Source organism: Kurthia sp. Dielmo, from assembly GCF_000307285.2.
Classification (GTDB): domain Bacteria; phylum Bacillota; class Bacilli; order Bacillales_A; family Planococcaceae; genus Kurthia; species Kurthia populi.
On the sequence record NZ_HE578956.1, the window covers coordinates 18,998 to 36,825 of the forward strand.

The window sequence follows — 17,828 nt, forward strand, 5'->3', positions numbered from 1 at the left end:
CGCTCTGTTGGTCGGTTTATAATAAGCCAAGCCATTTCCAGTAGGTTGCGCTGAATAATAATATGAGTAAATAACCGGCAATTGTAAGTGGAATCCCTGACTTTAAGAAATCTTTGACTGTAAAGGCGCCTGTACCATAGGCTAGCATATTTTGCGGGGCACTTACTGGTAACAGGAAACCAAAGCTAATAACAAATTGTTGAATTAAGACAAAGCCGATAGCATCTGCAGGGAGTTGAATCGTTGTTGTGAGTGCGATTAAAATTGGAATGAGCGCAGACGATAAGCTCGTTGCACTCGCAAAGCCTAAGTGAATCAAAATATTAAAGGCACTTACTAGCGCAATTGTTGAAAGAATTGGCATATGTTCAAGGCCAAGTGAACCAAATACAGTGGAAGATAACCACTGAGCTCCCTGTGTATCAAGCAGTACAGTACCAAGTGCGATACCGACTGCAAAAACAATAATTGTACCCCATGGAATAAGTGCTTCAACAGACTTCCAGGATTCGAAGACACCGATTTTTGGTGTTAATAATAATGCAATCGCAAAAATTGTGACTGTTGTTGTATCGAATTGATGAAGGCGACCTTCTGTTGACCAGAAAAATAACAGTAGTAGTGAAATGACAATTAGACGAATTTCAGTAGCTTTTAATTTACCTAATTCATCGAGCTGCTGTCTAATAACATCCTTGCCGCCTTCAATGACATTTGTTTCAGGTTTGATAAGCTTGATCATCACGAAAAATAAAATAACGGACATAATGAGTGAGAACGGAGCGGCATAAAGGAACCATTGACTCCATGACACATCAACATTAAATTCTTTATTAATAAAGCTGAGTGCAACCATGTTTTGTGCGGCAGCGGTTTTAATACCGACATTCCAGATGGATACGGATTGGACGGCTGTAATAACGAGTAATGCGGCAAGTCTACTATTTTTAGCAAGTCCAAATGCAGCAACCATTCCGAGTAAAATAGGTACAACAGCGCCAGCTCGTGCGGTAGCACTTGGCACGAAAAATGCTAAAATAATTGATACTAAAATGGCGCCAAAAACAATGTTTTTTGTTTTAGTACCAACAATATTTAAAATCCATAATGCTAAGCGTTTATGCAGGTTTGTCGCTTGCATCGCTGCTGCTAAAAACAGTGCAGCGGCAACGAGGGCAACAGCAGAATTAGAGAAGCCTCCTAAAATCATTTTTAAGGCACCAGCAGTTGTATACGTAGCAGAAGGGTCTTCAATTGTTGGCGCAAAGCCAAGTGAAATTGCTGTAATCGCAATAATCATTGCGGCGCTAACTGGATAGGATACAGCCTCTGTCACCCATAAAATAACGGCAAATGCGAGGATGGCAAGACTGCGTTGACCAGCAATTGGGACATCGCCGTTATTCGGAAGAAATGTAATGATAATGAGAGTAAGAAACGCTAAAGCAATCCATAATCCTTTTAAATTCTTTTTCTCTTTTTTTTCAGACATAGCATATAACACCTTCCTTTTACTTACAATTATAGGCTGTTTAAGGGATGTAATTTTGTGCAAAAGTTAAAACTTTCGTAACAGCAATCGTTAACGAGCGAAAGAAGTGTGTTTTTAGCGGATATGTGCATATATTTCTTATAAAGACAGTAAATTTTAAAAAATTAGAAAATTCTGTTGACGCGTATGTGTAAGTTCGTTATACTGATGTACAATCAGATGGAACAAAAAAATCATATACCTTTATCAAGAGTGGCGGAGGGAATAGGCCCTGCGATGCCCGGCAACCAGTATTTTTACTACGGTGCTAAATCCTACAGATTGAATCGGATCTGAAAGATAAGGGGAGGACTATTGCTTATACAACCCTCTTCTTATGAAGAAGGGTTTTTTATTTTTCCTTCTTTCTCCCGATGTTCCATCGAAAAATTTTAGGAGGAAATGAATATGACAGAATTTCAAAAAGAAACAATCGCAATCCACGGTGGCCAAACGCCAGATCCAGAAACAGGTGCTATTGCAGTACCGATTTATCGTACAACGGCCTATAAGTTTAATGACTCTGAACATGCGCGTAAGTTATTCGCATTAGAGGAGCCGGGGAATATTTATTCTCGTATTATGAATCCAACAGTCGATGTATTTGAAAAGCGTGTCGCACTTCTTGAAGGTGGCACAGCAGCAGTAGCGCTATCATCAGGTATGGCGGCCATTGCGTTCTCGATTTTAAATATTGCGCGTGCGGGGGACCATATCGTTGCAGCTAATAGTCTATATGGTGGTACATATAATTTATTCGCCAACACACTGCCTCGCTACGGCATTACAGCGACCTTTGTAGATGAGCGTCATCCAGCTGAGTTTGAAGCAGCGATTCAGGAAAATACAAAAGCGATTTACGCTGAAACAATTGGGAATCCAAGTCTTACCATTGCTGATTTAGAAGCATTAGCAGACATTGCACATAAGCATGATATTCCATTAATTATTGATAATACATTCGCATCACCAATCGGTTCAAATCCAATCGAATTCGGTGCAGACGTAGTTATTCACTCTGCGACAAAATGGATTGGTGGCCATGGTACAACGATTGGTGGCGTTGTTGTCGACGCAGGTAAATTTGATTGGACGCGTGGTAAATTCCCAGATTATACAGAGCCAGATGCTTCATATCATGGGATTCGTTACGGTATTGATGCAGCGAGTGCCGCCTTTGCGACGCGCCTTCGTGTCATTTTATTACGTGATTTCGGTCCGACATTAAGTGCAGATGCTGCATTCAACTTTATTCAAGGTTTAGAGACGATTCATTTACGTGTACCTCGTCACAATGAAAATGCCGCAAAAGTTGCTGCATTTTTAGACGGGCATGACAAGGTAGAATGGGTTCGCTACAACGGTCTTGAAACGAGTGAAAATGCTGCACTTGCAAAAAAATATTTAAAAAATGGTGCCGGCTCCGTATTAACATTTGGTATTAAAGGGGGACGCGAGGCAGGTCGTCAGTTAATCGATACAGTTGAATTATTCTCACATGTCGCAAATGTTGGCGATGCGCGTTCACTAATTATCCACCCCGCATCGACAACACATCAGCAACTAAGCGCAGAAGAATTAATTGCTTCAGGCGTGCCTGAGGAACTTGTGCGTTTATCGATCGGTTTAGAAAACGCCGATGACATTATTGCAGCGCTTGAAAAAGCATTCGCAAGTATTTAAAAAATCAACTCGGCTCATTCGCCACCAACAGAAAAAATGGCTAACTCATTCGTTTGTCCATTGAACACTTTGTGACCGCCTAGAGGAGACAATTGTCCATTGAAGAAAGAATTTTCTTGAAATTATGCACCTTATCGTCTAAACTAAGTATAATTGTTTCTAATGAAGGAACATTTGTACTCTCAGTAAGTACAAAAAGAGCGTTTAGAAGAAAAAGCATTTGGAGGCGAACAAATATGACATCAGTCAAGGCAGCAATCTTAGGTTTCGGTACGGTTGGACAAGGCATTTACAACATCGTTCATGAACGTCGTGAGCATTTCAAACAAACGTTAGGCGTAGAAATTGAAGTCGCAAAAATTTTAGTGCGTGACGCATCAAAAGTACGTGAAGGTATTGATTCTTCACTATTTACAGAGTCATTTGACGATATTTTAGCGATTCCAGATTTAGAGGTCGTGTTTGAAGGTATTGTAGGTGAGGACCCAGCGTATGGTTACTTAGATCAAGCGATTGAAAAGGGATGTCACGTTATCACAGCGAATAAAGTGATGTTTGCACGATACGGTCAAGAACTACAATTAAAGGCCAAGAAAAAAGGTGTACAAGTAGGCTACGAGGCAACGACGGCGGGCGGCGTGCCTGTTATTAAAACGATGCAAAACCTACTACGCGTCAATGAAGTAAAACAAGTGCAAGGCATTTTAAATGGCACGTCAAACTATATCCTAACGCAAATGCGCGCAGAGGAATTACCGTTTGATGTCGCGCTAAAGGCCGCACAAGATTTAGGCTATGCGGAGGCTGATCCACATAATGACGTGTCGGGTGAGGATGCATTCCGTAAGCTCATGATTCTTTGTGCACTAGCATTTGGTGAGCAACCTGATTGGAATAAAGTAGAGGTTGTAGGTATTGATGGTATTTCATCTGAACAGGTAGAAGAGGCAAAAGCACAAGGATTACGCTATCGCCACGTAGCAGATGCGTATCGCGACGAGGCAACGGGTGAAATTATTGCTAAAGTAGGCCCACAGCTTGTTGGAGCGGATCATCCGCTATATGCGATTGATGACGTCAACAATGCGGTAACCCTTGATACAAACTATATTGGCACATTAACAATGGTTGGACCGGGTGCAGGTATGTATCCAACAGCTAGTGTCATGATGGAAGATTATGCAGATATGTTAGCGAAGCCTGAAAAAGCAGTATCTTTAGCTTAATACAATAAAAAAGCGTGTGAGAGGGTTTGTCGAATTACCATCTCACATGCTTTTTTAATCTTCATCTTTAATATCAATGTCCTCTGGAATCGGCGTTGCCTTCCAAATGTCGATTTCATGTTTTAATTGTTCAAGTTGTTCAAAATACGTCGTGAATTGTTGGCTATTAATTAAAAATTGTTCGCCATCATAAACAGAACGAATACGACCATGCAGCACATAGCGCATGACTTGTGATTCTGACATATGAATATCTTTTGCCGTTTGTGCTACGGTTTTGTACATATGTGTGCACCTTCTTTTCTATGAGCAATTATAACGAAAAATGAAAAGGCTTGCATTAGATCTTTTATAACGTGTTTTTTACAAATGACAATGGATTTAATGTTAACGTAAGCGTTTTGTCATATAATTGAAATTTTAATCCCGTATACTAGCAGTAAGTAAAAAACGTACGGGAGGGTCCGCTATTCATGTCTATTAAATCACCGACAAAAGGTGCTTTAGTTGGTTCTGTATTTTCGCTAGTTTTGGCTGGTTTCAGTATGCTGTTTTGTTCGCAACAACTATTTAATTTTACGTCACTACAACACGTTACAAACTTTGTGATGAACTTAATTCCATAAGTAGAACGATAAAGCGCTATTTTCAGTGGATAGAAATAGCGGTCCGAATAAATGAGTAATGTGCTTTACTCAATTGAAAAAAACGACGCTGTGTGTTGATCGCAGTGTCGTTTTTTTATGTTATAGGTCTTGCCAAGCTTTGATAGCACGTACAGAAAAACTAGCCTCATTTGCTAAATGATAATAGCTAACAGCTTTTTTATAGTTTTCTAATGCTTCATACTTTTCAGCTAATACAAGCGCATATTTCTGAACGTTGCGATCGTCTTTGATGGCACTAAAATGCTGAATCGCGTTTTCTAAGCAATACGGTTTAAAATCATCCAGGTCATGAAGCATTGGATAAATATGAAAATGAAAGTGGTAGCTGCGCGCTTCATCTTCTAACCCGTACTTATTAATTAACGCAAGGCCATAATTACACCATTTTGTAATTTGCTCGGTTTGATTAACCTTTGAATATTCTTTTACTAGGGAATGAATTGTAATCAATTGCTTCATTGGGTCCTTTTTGTTTTTTAAGCTTTGGCGATAATAGTGAATTGCACGCTTAGACTCTTGCATACGTGCATATGTGTAGCCGATATTTTGCAGTAACTGACCATAATGATGTTTTTTCGCGAGCTGCACAGCGTAGTCATAGCCGGTATTTAAAAATTTTAAGGCGTATTCATAGTTGCCGAATTGTAGATTGATTAAGCCCAAAAAATTATAGGTCTTTAAAATCTGCTCATGCGCATGATTATTTAAGAAAATATCAAGTGCTTTTCGTGTACGAGAAAAGGCATTACCATGTTCGTACTGACGAAAATGAATTTGCCCTTCAAGTACTAGTAATGTGGCGTACTCTATTTCTTCAATTGTGTCTATATTCATCACTTTAAAGGCTTTAAAAACAGCTGATTTTGCTTCTTCAAATTTATTTTGCTTAAATAGAAACTTAGCATAAATCGCATGGTATAAAAAATTTTGATACGGTGTGAAGTTGTCTTTAATTGCTAAAAGTCCATTAACGAGAGGCTGCACATTCTCGAGAGGCTCTTCTGCAATAATTGAAAAATAACATAAATATAAATTTGTTGTATAAAAGTTTTGTGGATTTTTTAACGAAATTGGTGTGCTATAAAATGTATTGTACGCAATACGTGCATGTTCTTTTGTTTGAATCGATAAAACAGCATGGTAAGCTGTTTGAATATTATGCATAAAGGTCTGTTCATCTATTTCAAATAAGGAATCTTGAATATCAAGGCGTTTAAATAAAGCATTCTTGATTTCTTGTTTTGGAACGACATGATTTTTTTCGATTTTACTAAGATAGGAAGTAGAACAAATCCCTTTTGCAAGCTGTTGTTGTGTCATATGGCGTTTGAGTCGTTGCAATTTGATTTTTTGCCCGATGTTCAAATGAAAACCCTTTCTATTTAAATTAGGATGTCCTTATAATAGCGAAAAATGGCGGTTTTTACTATTCGAAAAACTCATTTTTACAAAAAAACATCCTGTAAAAAATAGGATACGACTTTTTAGAGAAAATTAGGGTGCTGAAAAATAAAAAAGCAGCCACAGGAGCAGCTACTTAATTCACTAAATGATGTGAGAATGCATACACAACGGCTTGTGTACGGTCTTGCACCTCGAGTTTAGAGAGGATATTACTAACATGGGTTTTAACTGTTTTTAAGGCGATGAAGAGTTCATCGGCGATTTCCTGATTTGTCATACCACGCGCCATTAATAACAGCACCTCAGATTCACGCTCTGTTAAATCTTCATGTAGTTCACGCTCAGGCTGACGCATACGCTGCATCATTTTCGTTGTAACTTCCGGCTCTAATACCGACGTGCCATCAAATGTTTTTCGAATAGCGTCTGCGATACTTTTCGCGTTGGTCGTTTTTAAGATATAACTAATCGCACCTGCTTCAAGTGCAGGGTATACTTTATCATCATCTAAAAAGCTTGTGACGACCATAATTTTCGCATCGGGCCATTGCTTAATAATTTCAGCCGTTGCCTCAGCGCCCGTCATAATGGGCATCACCATATCCATTAAAATAATATCAGGGCGAGTTTCGAGCGCCTTTTCAACAGCTTGCTTTCCATTTTCTGCCTCAGCGACAACTTCCATATCTGGCTGTGCTTGTAAGTAAGCGGACACGCCAATACGGACCATTTCATGATCATCGGCTAATAATACACGAATCATGTCGTTTCCTCCTGTTCGGTTGGGATTTGAACTTCGATAATCGTGCCTTGATTAGGGACAGAGACGATTTTACATGTCCCGCCAATTTCGATGGTGCGCTCCTCGATATTACGTAAGCCGTACGAGCCACCATGTGTGTCATCATCTAATTCAAAGCCGACACCATTATCTTGCACGCGTAAAATGACGCGTTTATTGCGTTCGACTAATAATAAATCAACCTCGCTTGCTTTTGAGTGTCGTAGTGTATTCGATAACGTTTCTTGCGCGATACGAAAGACATGGTCCTCAGCACCTTTTGGTAATGTTACTTCCTCGATGCGTTCATGAATCGTAAACAGTACCTTTTGACGTAATTCCATTAATAAATCGTTCATGCCCTCTGCAAGTGTTTTTCCTTTTAAGGCAGCAGGGCGTAAATGGAGCAGTAGGGCACGCATTTCGAGCTGTGCCTGCTGCACGATTTTTTCCGTTTGCTGTAGCTGCTTTGCAGAGGTTTCGTTTACATCAATGGTTTCATTAATTGCTGATAACAGCATCGAAGCGGCGAATAACTGCTGGGATACGGAGTCATGTAATTCACGTGCGAGGCGCTGACGTTCTTGAATAACTTGTTCCTCAATCATCGCTTCCTTCGCTTTCGCATCGTCATTAATTAAGCGTTGTAGACTTTTTTTCTGTGTCTGAATTAATTCTGCAAGCTCCGCAATTTGTGCGGTTTGTTTGCGTGGTAATACACGTTTTTTCGGTAGTGCCGCGCTATTTCTTAGTAGCTGATCTAGCATTTGCCCATACGTGTAATCACGCTGCTGCGTGAGTGAAATCGACCAGAATGAAATAAATAAGCTAAGGGCACTAAAGATGATGGCTAGCCATACAGCATACGATAGTTCTAAATATTTCTTTTCGAGTAAAATAAGGAATCCTTGCGGCGTATGCCAAAAGAAAAAGCCAATGAGTACAAAGGTTACTGTGAATAATAGAAGAAACGCGATAAAGCGCATAATGAGTTTTGTCATTTTCGTACAACCTCCAAGTCGCCAAGGAATGTTGAAACGGTAATAATTAATTGCTGCGGTGTATCGATTTTAGCCCCGTCTTGTAGCATAATCGATTCATTAAATAATCGATTGTATTGATTGTCAAAGGCATGAACTTCACCAAATAATGTGTTGAAATGAATGCGTACAGGAATTTCATACGGCACGTAGACGGTTGTTTTACCAAAGCCTTGGCGCACATTAATAAGTGACGTATCCTTCGGTAAAATCGTAGAAGTCGTATCGATAATAATATCGCCTGCCGCATTTTGAATGTGCACATCACGCCATTCATATGATTCCATTGTATTCATTGAATCAAATGCGATAACAGGATTACTCTTCGTATTTGCCGCGCCTTTATAGCTTGAAAAATCAAACTCTACTGGCTCTTTACGCATCATTTTAAAGATGACGTATCCTAAAATGGCGAGGACGATAAGACGCATGCTCCACATGGATATAAGTACGAGCACAATAATACCGGCGCTAATCCAAAAAATCGTGCGTTTCTTTTTCTTAATCGCAAAAATCACGCCAAGTACGCCAAAGAATGCGAAGAAAATATTGCCATTCCCAAATAAAAATCCTTCTACAAACATCAGCATGAGTGCAACAAGAAAGAAAATCGTAAATGTATTTGTGCGCTGTGTCATCGTAAGGTCCCCTCCTTTTTTATGTATAGTAGAAAGCAGAAAAACGCGCAATTGCGCGACTTCCTGCTTTCAAGTGTATAATATTTATTCGCCTTTTTCCAATGTTGGTAATTGCTTTGGTGCTTCATGTTGAAGGGCATTTAGGCGCGCTTCTAATGAGCTTGTTGGATCGACTACCTGTGTAGGTGATTGTAAGTTGTCGATGTAGTAACGCATGTCATCTACTGTTGACACATGTTTCTGTGTTTCAGGATTTAACATCGCGTCCATATGGTAATTTGCGCGGACATTATTTTCATACCCCATTAACTGAAGCTGACGAATTTTCATATCCTCGATTTTATGCTTCATTTGCTCATGTTTTTGTTCAAGCGCAATCAATTCATTTGTTGTGTTGTGGATTGATTGAGACAGTAATTGCACACGGCTTGTGTAGACAGCTTGCTCTGTTTCTGCGAATACGATTAAGTCCTGTTCACCAGCCTGTTTTGCAAGTTGTAGTTGTTCTTCACGCTTTGCTAAGATTTCCTGTGCCTTTGTAAGCTGTGCTTCTAAATGCTGCTTAAGTGATACTTGGCGTTCTAAATATTTTTTCGTATCATTTGTTTGTGCTTCTGCTTCGTTAATATATTGATTCAAACGCGCTAATGGATTTTCAGGTGATGCTTCAACTTTGAAATCCGACTCAATCGCGTATTTTAAACGTTGTAATAAATTCATTGTGAGTCCCCCTCATAATCATTATTTTGTTAAGTTGTTCCATTCTTTTTCAAAGTTTTGGAATGGGTCATTTGCGTTTGTTTTTGTGGCTTTTGGTGCTAATTTTTTGCTACCCCAATCGCCTTTTTTATAGACGTAGACAAGTAATGCGATAGCGACTAAGCCAAGTAATCCTGGGAAGTTTGCGATAGTTGATAATGCACCAGCAATGGCTACTAGAGCCCATACGACTTTTGAGAAAGTAGTATCTGATTTAATATAGAAGTGAATTCCTGCGTAAGCGATGGCTGCTGAAAACAAGAGTCCTCCAAGCGGGCCAAGCATTCCTAAAATTGTGATCCCGGCAATGATTCCGAGAAGAGCTAAACCAAATTTTTTCATGTTCATGTGCCTCCTTCGTTATTTGTATCTTTATCATACGTGGATTTCTATTGTTTCTTAACGGTCTACAAATGGATTTTCATCTAGGTCTAGAGGCTGAGTTTGGCTAAGACAGGTGTTTTTTTACATAATCGTAAAAGAAATCTGCTATGAAGTTGTGTTATGATAATCCCACATTCTATGGATAGAAAAAGGAGACATTATGGAGTTTATTGAATTTTTAAAAGCGCTCATCCTTGGCTTCGTTGAAGGGATGACAGAGTTTGCGCCTGTATCATCTACAGGGCATATGATTATTGTGGATGATATGTGGTTAAAAACGAGTGAGTTTTTAGGCGACTCATCTGCCAACACATTTAAAATTGTCATTCAGCTCGGCTCGATTTTGGCCGTTGTTGTCGTGATGTGGAAACGTATCTTAAGTTTGATTGGCTTGTATCATATTGAAGGACAAACCAAATCCAATCATTTCAATTTGATTCACGTCTTAATCGGGATTATTCCTGCAGGCGTTTTAGGTTTATTATTCGAAGATTTCATCGATGAGCATTTGTTTAGCATCGAAACGGTTATCATTGGCTTACTTGTCGGTGCATTTTTAATGATTGCAGCGGATAAGCTAGGACCGAAAGTGCCACGCATTACATCACTGGACCAGCTGAGCTATAAAAATGCCTTCTTTATTGGTCTTGTACAATGTCTATCATTATGGCCAGGCTTTTCACGTTCAGGTTCAACGATTTCTGGTGGTGTACTATTTGGCTTAAATCACAAAACAGCCGCAGACTTCACTTTTATTATGGCGGTGCCAATTATGGCGGGTGCGAGTGGTTTATCACTTATCAAGCACTGGAACGAAATTAATCCAGCTGATATGGGCTTTTATGCAGTCGGTTTTATTAGTGCCTTCATATTTGCGTTATTATCAATCAAATTCTTCCTGAAATTGATTGACCGCGTTAAACTTGTGCCGTTTGCCATCTACCGTATTGTGGTGGCGATTATTTTAGCGATTATTGTTTTCTTATAATAGAAGAAACTATAAAGAGGTTCGGACATCCGAACCTCTTTTTTTATGCTTTTTCTCATCGTGTTCTAAGAAATACCTGTTAAAATGAAGAAAAAACACAAGGGATCGTGAGTCGATGGGTGAGCGTATTTTAATTATTGAGGACGAACAAAAAATTGCACGTGTACTTGAGCTAGAGCTTCAATTTGAAGGCTATGAAACGGGTGTCGCGCATACAGGGACGGATGGCTTAATTTTGTATCGCGAGCAGTCATGGGATTTAATTTTATTAGATATTATGCTGCCAGAGATGAATGGCCTAGATGTATTAAAGCGTATTCGGGCAACGGAATATGACACGCCGGTGTTACTATTGACCGCAAAGGATGCAGTGAGCGATAAAGTGGCAGGGCTTGACCTCGGTGCTAACGATTATATTACAAAGCCCTTTGAAATGGAGGAGCTCCTTGCGAGAATTCGTGTGACGTTACGTTTTCGTAAAAAGGAGGCGCTTGAAGAAGCCGACCCGTATTTATTCACGGCAGGCCAGTTGCGTCTACATACACAAATGCGTGAGGTGACGTGGCAAGGGGAGCCAGTTGAGCTGACAAAGCGTGAATTTGAACTACTAGCCTATTTTATTGCACATCCGAAGCAGGTTTTAACGCGTGAGCAAATTTTAGATGCGGTATGGGGCTATGATTATTACGGGGATACGAATGTGGTCGATGTCTATGTGCGTTATTTACGCCAGAAACTAGAATCCCAACTAATTCAGACCGTACGTGGTGTCGGCTATGTATTGAAGGAGGGGTAGCTTGAAGCTAAGAACAAAAATTCATACGTATACAACAGCCCTCATGCTACTCATGCTTATTTGTACGGATTTAGCTGTTTACTACGTTTATGAAAAGATGACCTATGACAGCGAGGCATCACATGTAATTAAGCGTGGCGAGGATTTGATTACGCTTTTACAAGGAACGGATAATCGCGATGAGGCGACGGAAATGCTACGGGCATATGTGCCGTCAGATGGTGTCGTATCGATTGTACAGCCAGGTAAAAAAAGCTTAACAGTGCAGACAACCTCTGATTTAGAAGATTTTAAACCTACATTTGAAAAAGGTGCTACCTATGCGATTCATTTGGCGGATGATACGCCGTTTATGAGTACGAGCACACCATTTATTTGGGAGAACGGAGAAATTGCGGAGCTTCAAATGTCACAATCATTAGAGGAGACGGAGCGTAATTTATATATGCTGCGACTTGTGTTAACAATTGTGACCGTACTTGCAATGTTGCCAATTTTATTATCGAATATGGCGCTTGCTCGCGTCATTACACAGCCGATTGAGCGTTTGATTCAGACGATGCGCCGAAACAAGCAGACAGGTGAGTTTGAAACATTACCAATCACTTCTAAAGGGCGTGATGAACTATATGAAATGGGCCATACATTCAATGGCATGATTGCACAAATTGAAGAGAATTATCGCAAGCAGGAGCAATTTTTATCTAATGCATCGCATGAACTACGCACGCCGCTGACGATTATAGAAAGCTATGCAAGCTTATTAAAACGACGTGGTACAGCGAATGAGGAAATTACACAGGAAGCCATTGAGGCCATTGCTGGCGAATCAAAACGCATGAAGGTGATGATGGAACAAATGCTTGCGCTCGCAAAAAATAATGAGCAATCAATTGTCTTTGAAGACGTTGATATAAAGAAAATGCTTGAAGAGATGGCAGATCAGCTGACGCAGGTATATGGTGCGCGCTATAGCGTAAGCGCGGACGAGGCATCATGCATTACAGATGAGACGAAGCTCAAGCAACTCGTATTTATTTTTTTAGATAATGCAAGGCGCTATAGCGAAGGCATGATTGAATTGACGGCGACGCGTGAGCCTACTCATGTGCATATTCAAGTACGTGATTACGGCGAAGGGATTCCGGAAGATAAATTGAAGCAAGTTTTTGAGCGCTTTTATCGTGTGAGCGAGGACCGTAATCGCAAGTCTGGTGGTACAGGACTTGGGCTTGCGATTGCGAAAGAATTAGCAACGCGATTACATGTGAAGCTTGAAATTGAGAGCACAGTAGGACAAGGAACAACACTACACTGCTATGTGCCATATGAGTAGGAGGGATTGGATGCGTAAAACACTTATGCTAGTTATTTTAGTGTTAGTTGTGGTGAGCGGGAGCGCTTATTTCGTGTGGGCAGAGACCATTAAGCCAGAGCCTTTATCCCATGAGGAGCTAATTGAGCGTATTCAATTAACATATGATGTGAAGCCGAAGTATGTCGCGCAGGAGAATGACCAGGTTATTTTCCGTTTTAAGAAAGATGGCGTGACCTATGATATGACCGTTGATGAGCTTGATGGGCATGTGAATAAGCTAGTGAAAATTGCAGGAAGCTATAGCGCGCCTGAAAAAGAACAGACGACATCGACAACAAAAGTACTAACAGATGAAGAGGCGATTGCGATTGCAAACAAAGAGTTAAAAGGAGAAGTAGATGCATTATCGTATCGTAGCACATCAGATGGCGGCTATTATTTAATTGAAATTGATGGCGACGAAGCGGAAGCAGTATTCCAAATTCATGCATTATCGGGTGAAATTTTATCGATTACATGGGATGAATGATTTTCTCATCAAATTCTAATGTTTCTCACCAAGCACTCTCATTTTTAACCTTTATAGTAAAAAGTAGCAAGAGGCATAACAAACTAGGAGGATGAAAAATGAAAAAAATATTCACAACGACTGTTTTAGCAACAACAATTGGATTATCAGGTATTGTCGGCTATGCCGCAACAGGACAAGGTGATGCAACGCCAACGACTGCATCAGCGAAAAGTGTTAGCTTTGCAGAAGCAAAAAAAATTGCACTAAAAAAAGTGAATGGTAAAATCATCGAAGCAGACCGTAACGCAGATGATGGTGAATATGAGTTTGATATCCGAAAAGGGAATTATGTCTATGAGGTCGAAGTGAAAAAACGTACCGGCAAAGCCTATATCACTGATAAAGACTATGAGCCAGTGAAAAAAGCGAACATTTCACGTGCAGAAGCGAAAAAAATTGCGCTGAAAAAAGTACCGAATGCGAAAGTCGTAAAAATCGAATTAGATGATGGCAAATATGAAGTAGAACTTGTAAAAGGAAACTACGAGTATGAGCTAGAAATTAGCGCAAAAACAGGAAAAATTTTAGATTATGAGCGTGACGATCGCGATTAATTGCAACCTTCAAAAACAAGCAAAGAAAGCTGTACCGATAAGGTGCGGCTTTTTTTGTGCAATGTATGTCATTTTCTCATGAAACGTTAATGTCGTTCACCAAGTGCTCTCATAGTGAATTTGTATAGTAAAGCTATAGAAAACAAAGGAGCGGATAAATATGAAAAAAGCATTATTTACAACAGCATTAATTGGGACACTCGGAATATCAGGTATTATTGGCTACGCGGCGACAAATGCAGAGCAGCCTGCAGCAAATACAGAGTCAGCGGTCGCAATTTCTAACGACACAGTTACATTAGCAGAGGCGCAAAAGATCGCTTTACAGGAAGTGAAGGGCCAGATGATTAAAAGTGAGCAGGATGATGATGGCTTTGAATTTGATATTCGTGATGGCGATTATGTTTATGAAGTAGAAGTTCAGCAACGTAGTGGCGACGTTGTAAAGGTAGAAAAAGATTATGAGCCCCAAGGTGACGTAACGGTGACAGAAGCAGAAGCAAAAGAAATTGCGCTTTTAAAAGTACCAAATGGCGAAATCGTGAAACTTGAATTAGATCATGATGATGGTCAGGCAAATTATGAAGTAGAAATAGTGAAAGATAACTATGAGCATGAAATTGAAATCAATGCGGTAACTGGTAAAATTGTCGAATACGAGCGTGACACAGAAGAGTAATTGTCAGACAACGTAAATTTGTATAATAGCGCGTAAAATCATATATTCCAAAACGGTATATTCCGATATTAATTGAATTTAACCGAACAGCGAGCAGCTGTTCGGTTTTTTCTGTCATCAAAAAAACACCACGAATTCAGGTGTAAATACTTCAAAAGAATAATTTTTCTAAAATGTTTGGAGAAACTATAGGGCTTTAGTGTGCTTTTTAAATAATTAGGTTTTATACCTTGTTGAAACGGTGAAAAATATGATAGATTAAATACTATGAAAAAACCACAATATATTTGTATGTACTTCTCAAGGAGACACAACATATTGTGTTAGCTCGAAAATAGACATATCCTGATTATTTCCCAAATCGGCCGAATATATTAGGGTTTTTTAAAGAGATAGAATACTAAAGCAAATATGGAATGCTTATAGAAATATCATTCCTAGAATAGCTTGATACAAGATATTGTGTTGAAAAGAATATGAAAATCTAAAAACGAAGAGTATAGGAAATAATGATAGACATTATTTTGCTGTAATTTTGCTCGTTTTTTTATTTTGGATTATAAAGAAGGAGGTGAAGTCTGCTACGACACAGGCAATAGAAATTTATGGCTGTTAATGCGTAGCAGACGTTGAGAATGGTTCAGATGATGACATATGACAGACAATCAATCTTAGCACAGTTAGAAGAAAAATACGGTCGTGAGGAGTTAAGTCCCTTACTACGTAAACATGAGCGTTTTGAAACAAGACACCCAGATGCAGATGATGCAGAATGGACAAAAGCGCTTAGCTTAGATGCTTTAGGCTTTTTAGACGAACAAGAGCCTTACTGGACATTCATTGCAGCACGTCTCCTTATTATGGAAACTTATAAAGAAGCTGCTGAAAAACGTGGCGTGGCAAATCCTGAAGAAGTATACACTAAATTCCCAGAACATATCGAGAAGTTAGTTGAAAAAGGTTTGTACGAAACATTTTTAGTTGAAAAATATACAGCACAAGAACGCGAGCAATTAGCGGCAATGATCGACCGCCATCGCGATGAAATTTTCACATATATTGGCCTAAAAACATTACTTGATCGTTACGTAACATGCGACTTCGATAAAACGCCTTTAGAGCTTCCTCAAGAGCGTTTTATGATTATCGCGATGACTTTAATGCAAGATGAAACAGAAGACCGTTTAACGAAGATTAACGAAGCCTACTGGGCAATGTCAAACCTATATATGACAACTGCAACACCAACATTATCAAATGCTGGTAAAACACATGGTCAATTATCTTCTTGCTTCATCGACACAGTAGATGACAGCCTACAAGGCATTTACGATTCAAACACAGATGTTGCGACACTTTCTAAATTTGGTGGCGGTATCGGTGTTTACATGGGTAAAGTACGTAGCCGTGGATCATCAATTCGTGGATTCAAAGGCGCTTCATCAGGCGTTATTCCTTGGATTAAACAATTAAACAACACAGCCGTATCGGTAGACCAATTAGGTCAACGCCAAGGTGCAATTGCAGTTTATCTTGATGTATGGCACAAAGATATCATGCCATTCCTAGATTTAAAATTAAACAATGGTGACGAACGTATGCGTGCGCACGATATTTTCACAGGTGTTTGCTTACCAGATATTTTCATGGAAACAGTAGAAGAACGTGGCGAGTGGTATTTATTCGATCCACACGAAGTTCGTACAGTAATGGGCTTTGATTTAGAAGATTACTACGATGAAAAACGTGGCGAAGGTTCATTCCGTGATAAATACATGCAATGTGTAGCGAACCCTGATTTAGATCGTACAACAGTAAATGCGATTGATATTATGAAACGTATTATGCGTTCTCAACTTGAAACAGGCGTACCATTCATGTTCTATCGTGATGAAGTAAACCGTCAAAATGCAAACAATCACCAAGGGATGATTTACTCATCAAACCTTTGCACAGAAATTATGCAAAATATGAGTGCAACAACATATGAATCAACAACACTTGAAGATGGCATCATCGTAACACGTCGTAAAGCAGGCGATTTCGTTGTATGTAACTTATCATCAATCAACCTAGGTCGCGCAGTTCCTGCAAATGTTTTAGAGCGTTTAATTCCAATCCAAGTGCGTATGCTTGATAATGTTATCGAATTAAATACAATTCCAGTAGCACAAGCAGAGCTTACAAACTCTCGCTACCGTGGTATCGGTCTTGGCACATTCGGTTGGCATCACCTAATCGCACAAGAAGGCATTGCTTGGGAAACAGATGAAGCAGTTGAATATGCAGACAAGTTATACGAAAAAATTGCGTACTTAACAATCCAAGCGTCTTCTGAACTTGCAGTAGAAAAAGGTAGCTATCCATACTATGAAGGTTCAGACTGGCAATCAGGTGAATACTTCACAAAACATGGTTACACAAATGATGCTAAATGGGATGCACTAAAAGAAACAGTTGCGAAACAAGGTATGCGTAACGGTTACTTAATGGCTGTAGCACCAAACTCATCAACATCAATCATTGCAGGTTCAACTGCAAGTATCGATCCAATCTTCCAAAAATCTTACTCTGAAGAGAAAAAAGATTACAAGATTCCAGTGACTGTTCCAGATTTAAACGAAAAACAACTTGGTATTATAAATCAGCTTATTTCATCGATCAAAACTGGACAATCAAACAAAACGCTGCACGTGCACGTCATATTGACCAAGGGATTTCATTAAACCTTTACGTGCAAAACACCGTGAAAGCAAAAGACTTACTTGAGCTTCACATCAATGCTTGGGCTTCAGGCATTAAAACAAC

At 39.5% G+C, this 17,828-nt stretch carries 17 protein-coding genes, 1 pseudogene and 1 riboswitch; of the genes and pseudogenes, 10 read left to right on the top strand and 8 right to left on the bottom strand.

Annotated elements, in window-relative coordinates; all coding sequences use genetic code 11:
* Positions 1–16: 16 nt before the first annotated feature.
* Entirely contained in the window at positions 17–1,492 is a 1,476-nt protein-coding gene (locus KTHG_RS00585; RefSeq protein WP_020188969.1) for an SLC13 family permease, read from the bottom strand.
* Positions 1,493–1,732: 240 nt separating this feature from the next.
* Positions 1,733–1,838, top strand: a riboswitch (SAM riboswitch).
* 101 nt (positions 1,839–1,939) lie between these two features.
* On the opposite strand from KTHG_RS00585, the gene KTHG_RS00590 reads away from it, so the two are divergent.
* Positions 1,940–3,214, top strand: coding sequence for an O-acetylhomoserine aminocarboxypropyltransferase/cysteine synthase family protein (locus tag KTHG_RS00590; RefSeq protein WP_020188970.1), 1,275 nt, complete (start codon positions 1,940–1,942; stop codon positions 3,212–3,214).
* A gap of 236 nt (positions 3,215–3,450) precedes the next feature.
* A complete protein-coding gene (locus tag KTHG_RS00595; protein ID WP_020188971.1) occupies positions 3,451–4,440 on the top strand; it encodes a homoserine dehydrogenase in 990 nt (329 codons plus the stop codon).
* Between the two features lie 54 nt (positions 4,441–4,494).
* Here KTHG_RS00595 and KTHG_RS00600 read toward each other — a convergent pair whose 3' ends face one another.
* A complete protein-coding gene (locus tag KTHG_RS00600) occupies positions 4,495–4,725 on the bottom strand; it encodes a hypothetical protein (protein WP_020188972.1) in 231 nt (76 codons plus the stop codon).
* Positions 4,726–4,913: 188 nt separating this feature from the next.
* Here KTHG_RS00600 and KTHG_RS21025 point away from each other — a divergent pair, with 188 nt between their 5' ends.
* A complete protein-coding gene (locus tag KTHG_RS21025; RefSeq protein WP_020188973.1) occupies positions 4,914–5,066 on the top strand; it encodes a hypothetical protein in 153 nt (50 codons plus the stop codon).
* Positions 5,067–5,186: 120 nt separating this feature from the next.
* Here the strand turns inward: KTHG_RS21025 and KTHG_RS00605 are convergent, their stop codons facing one another.
* The 6 genes from KTHG_RS00605 to KTHG_RS00630 form a co-directional block, all read right to left on the bottom strand.
* Complete coding sequence (locus KTHG_RS00605) at positions 5,187–6,473, bottom strand: helix-turn-helix transcriptional regulator (RefSeq protein ID WP_020188974.1); 1,287 nt, start codon at positions 6,471–6,473, stop codon at positions 5,187–5,189.
* A gap of 172 nt (positions 6,474–6,645) precedes the next feature.
* Entirely contained in the window at positions 6,646–7,275 is a 630-nt protein-coding gene (locus tag KTHG_RS00610) for a response regulator transcription factor (protein WP_020188975.1), read from the bottom strand.
* The gene (locus KTHG_RS00615) at positions 7,272–8,294 is read right to left on the bottom strand and encodes a sensor histidine kinase (protein ID WP_020188976.1); all 1,023 of its coding nucleotides are present in this window, start codon (positions 8,292–8,294) and stop codon (positions 7,272–7,274) included. Before KTHG_RS00615 ends, KTHG_RS00610 begins: the two co-directional genes overlap by 4 nt.
* The gene (gene liaF / locus KTHG_RS00620; protein ID WP_020188977.1) at positions 8,291–8,971 is read right to left on the bottom strand and encodes a cell wall-active antibiotics response protein LiaF; all 681 of its coding nucleotides are present in this window, start codon (positions 8,969–8,971) and stop codon (positions 8,291–8,293) included. Before liaF ends, KTHG_RS00615 begins: the two co-directional genes overlap by 4 nt.
* Positions 8,972–9,055: 84 nt before the next feature.
* Positions 9,056–9,691: a PspA/IM30 family protein gene (locus KTHG_RS00625; protein WP_020188978.1), complete on the bottom strand. Its 636-nt coding sequence runs from the start codon at positions 9,689–9,691 to the stop codon at positions 9,056–9,058.
* Between the two features lie 21 nt (positions 9,692–9,712).
* Positions 9,713–10,072 (bottom strand): lmo0954 family membrane protein, encoded by a 360-nt coding sequence (locus tag KTHG_RS00630; protein WP_020188979.1) that lies wholly within the window; start codon positions 10,070–10,072, stop codon positions 9,713–9,715.
* Between the two features lie 202 nt (positions 10,073–10,274).
* On the opposite strand from KTHG_RS00630, the gene KTHG_RS00635 reads away from it, so the two are divergent.
* The 7 genes and pseudogenes from KTHG_RS00635 to KTHG_RS00665 all read left to right on the top strand — a co-directional run.
* Complete coding sequence (locus tag KTHG_RS00635; protein ID WP_020188980.1) at positions 10,275–11,102, top strand: undecaprenyl-diphosphate phosphatase; 828 nt, start codon at positions 10,275–10,277, stop codon at positions 11,100–11,102.
* Between the two features lie 115 nt (positions 11,103–11,217).
* On the top strand, positions 11,218–11,898 hold the full coding sequence (locus tag KTHG_RS00640) for a response regulator transcription factor (RefSeq protein ID WP_020188981.1): 681 nt from the start codon (positions 11,218–11,220) through the stop codon (positions 11,896–11,898).
* Position 11,899: 1 nt separating this feature from the next.
* Positions 11,900–13,234, top strand: a complete 1,335-nt coding sequence (locus KTHG_RS00645; RefSeq protein ID WP_020188982.1) for a sensor histidine kinase — start codon at positions 11,900–11,902, stop codon at positions 13,232–13,234.
* 10 nt (positions 13,235–13,244) lie between these two features.
* Complete coding sequence (locus KTHG_RS00650; protein WP_020188983.1) at positions 13,245–13,745, top strand: PepSY domain-containing protein; 501 nt, start codon at positions 13,245–13,247, stop codon at positions 13,743–13,745.
* 98 nt (positions 13,746–13,843) lie between these two features.
* Positions 13,844–14,341: a PepSY domain-containing protein gene (locus tag KTHG_RS00655; protein WP_020188984.1), complete on the top strand. Its 498-nt coding sequence runs from the start codon at positions 13,844–13,846 to the stop codon at positions 14,339–14,341.
* A 160-nt stretch (positions 14,342–14,501) separates the two neighbouring features.
* Entirely contained in the window at positions 14,502–15,020 is a 519-nt protein-coding gene (locus KTHG_RS00660; protein WP_020188985.1) for a PepSY domain-containing protein, read from the top strand.
* A gap of 647 nt (positions 15,021–15,667) precedes the next feature.
* Positions 15,668–17,778: pseudogene (locus KTHG_RS00665) on the top strand (ribonucleoside-diphosphate reductase subunit alpha); the annotation flags it as partial.
* Between the last annotated feature and the right edge of the window lie 50 nt (positions 17,779–17,828).

Coding starts and splice junctions, on each gene's coding strand:
- KTHG_RS00600 (WP_020188972.1), bottom strand. CDS start 4,725: ATGTACAAAACCGTAGCACAAACGGCAAAAGATATTCATATGTCAGAA.
- KTHG_RS00650 (WP_020188983.1), top strand. CDS start 13,245: ATGCGTAAAACACTTATGCTAGTTATTTTAGTGTTAGTTGTGGTGAGC.
- KTHG_RS00630 (WP_020188979.1), bottom strand. CDS start 10,072: ATGAAAAAATTTGGTTTAGCTCTTCTCGGAATCATTGCCGGGATCACA.
- KTHG_RS00635 (WP_020188980.1), top strand. CDS start 10,275: ATGGAGTTTATTGAATTTTTAAAAGCGCTCATCCTTGGCTTCGTTGAA.
- KTHG_RS00660 (WP_020188985.1), top strand. CDS start 14,502: ATGAAAAAAGCATTATTTACAACAGCATTAATTGGGACACTCGGAATA.
- KTHG_RS00655 (WP_020188984.1), top strand. CDS start 13,844: ATGAAAAAAATATTCACAACGACTGTTTTAGCAACAACAATTGGATTA.
- KTHG_RS00625 (WP_020188978.1), bottom strand. CDS start 9,691: ATGAATTTATTACAACGTTTAAAATACGCGATTGAGTCGGATTTCAAA.
- liaF (WP_020188977.1), bottom strand. CDS start 8,971: ATGACACAGCGCACAAATACATTTACGATTTTCTTTCTTGTTGCACTC.
- KTHG_RS00640 (WP_020188981.1), top strand. CDS start 11,218: ATGGGTGAGCGTATTTTAATTATTGAGGACGAACAAAAAATTGCACGT.
- KTHG_RS00615 (WP_020188976.1), bottom strand. CDS start 8,294: ATGACAAAACTCATTATGCGCTTTATCGCGTTTCTTCTATTATTCACA.
- KTHG_RS00595 (WP_020188971.1), top strand. CDS start 3,451: ATGACATCAGTCAAGGCAGCAATCTTAGGTTTCGGTACGGTTGGACAA.
- KTHG_RS00585 (WP_020188969.1), bottom strand. CDS start 1,492: ATGTCTGAAAAAAAAGAGAAAAAGAATTTAAAAGGATTATGGATTGCT.
- KTHG_RS21025 (WP_020188973.1), top strand. CDS start 4,914: ATGTCTATTAAATCACCGACAAAAGGTGCTTTAGTTGGTTCTGTATTT.
- KTHG_RS00590 (WP_020188970.1), top strand. CDS start 1,940: ATGACAGAATTTCAAAAAGAAACAATCGCAATCCACGGTGGCCAAACG.
- KTHG_RS00610 (WP_020188975.1), bottom strand. CDS start 7,275: ATGATTCGTGTATTATTAGCCGATGATCATGAAATGGTCCGTATTGGC.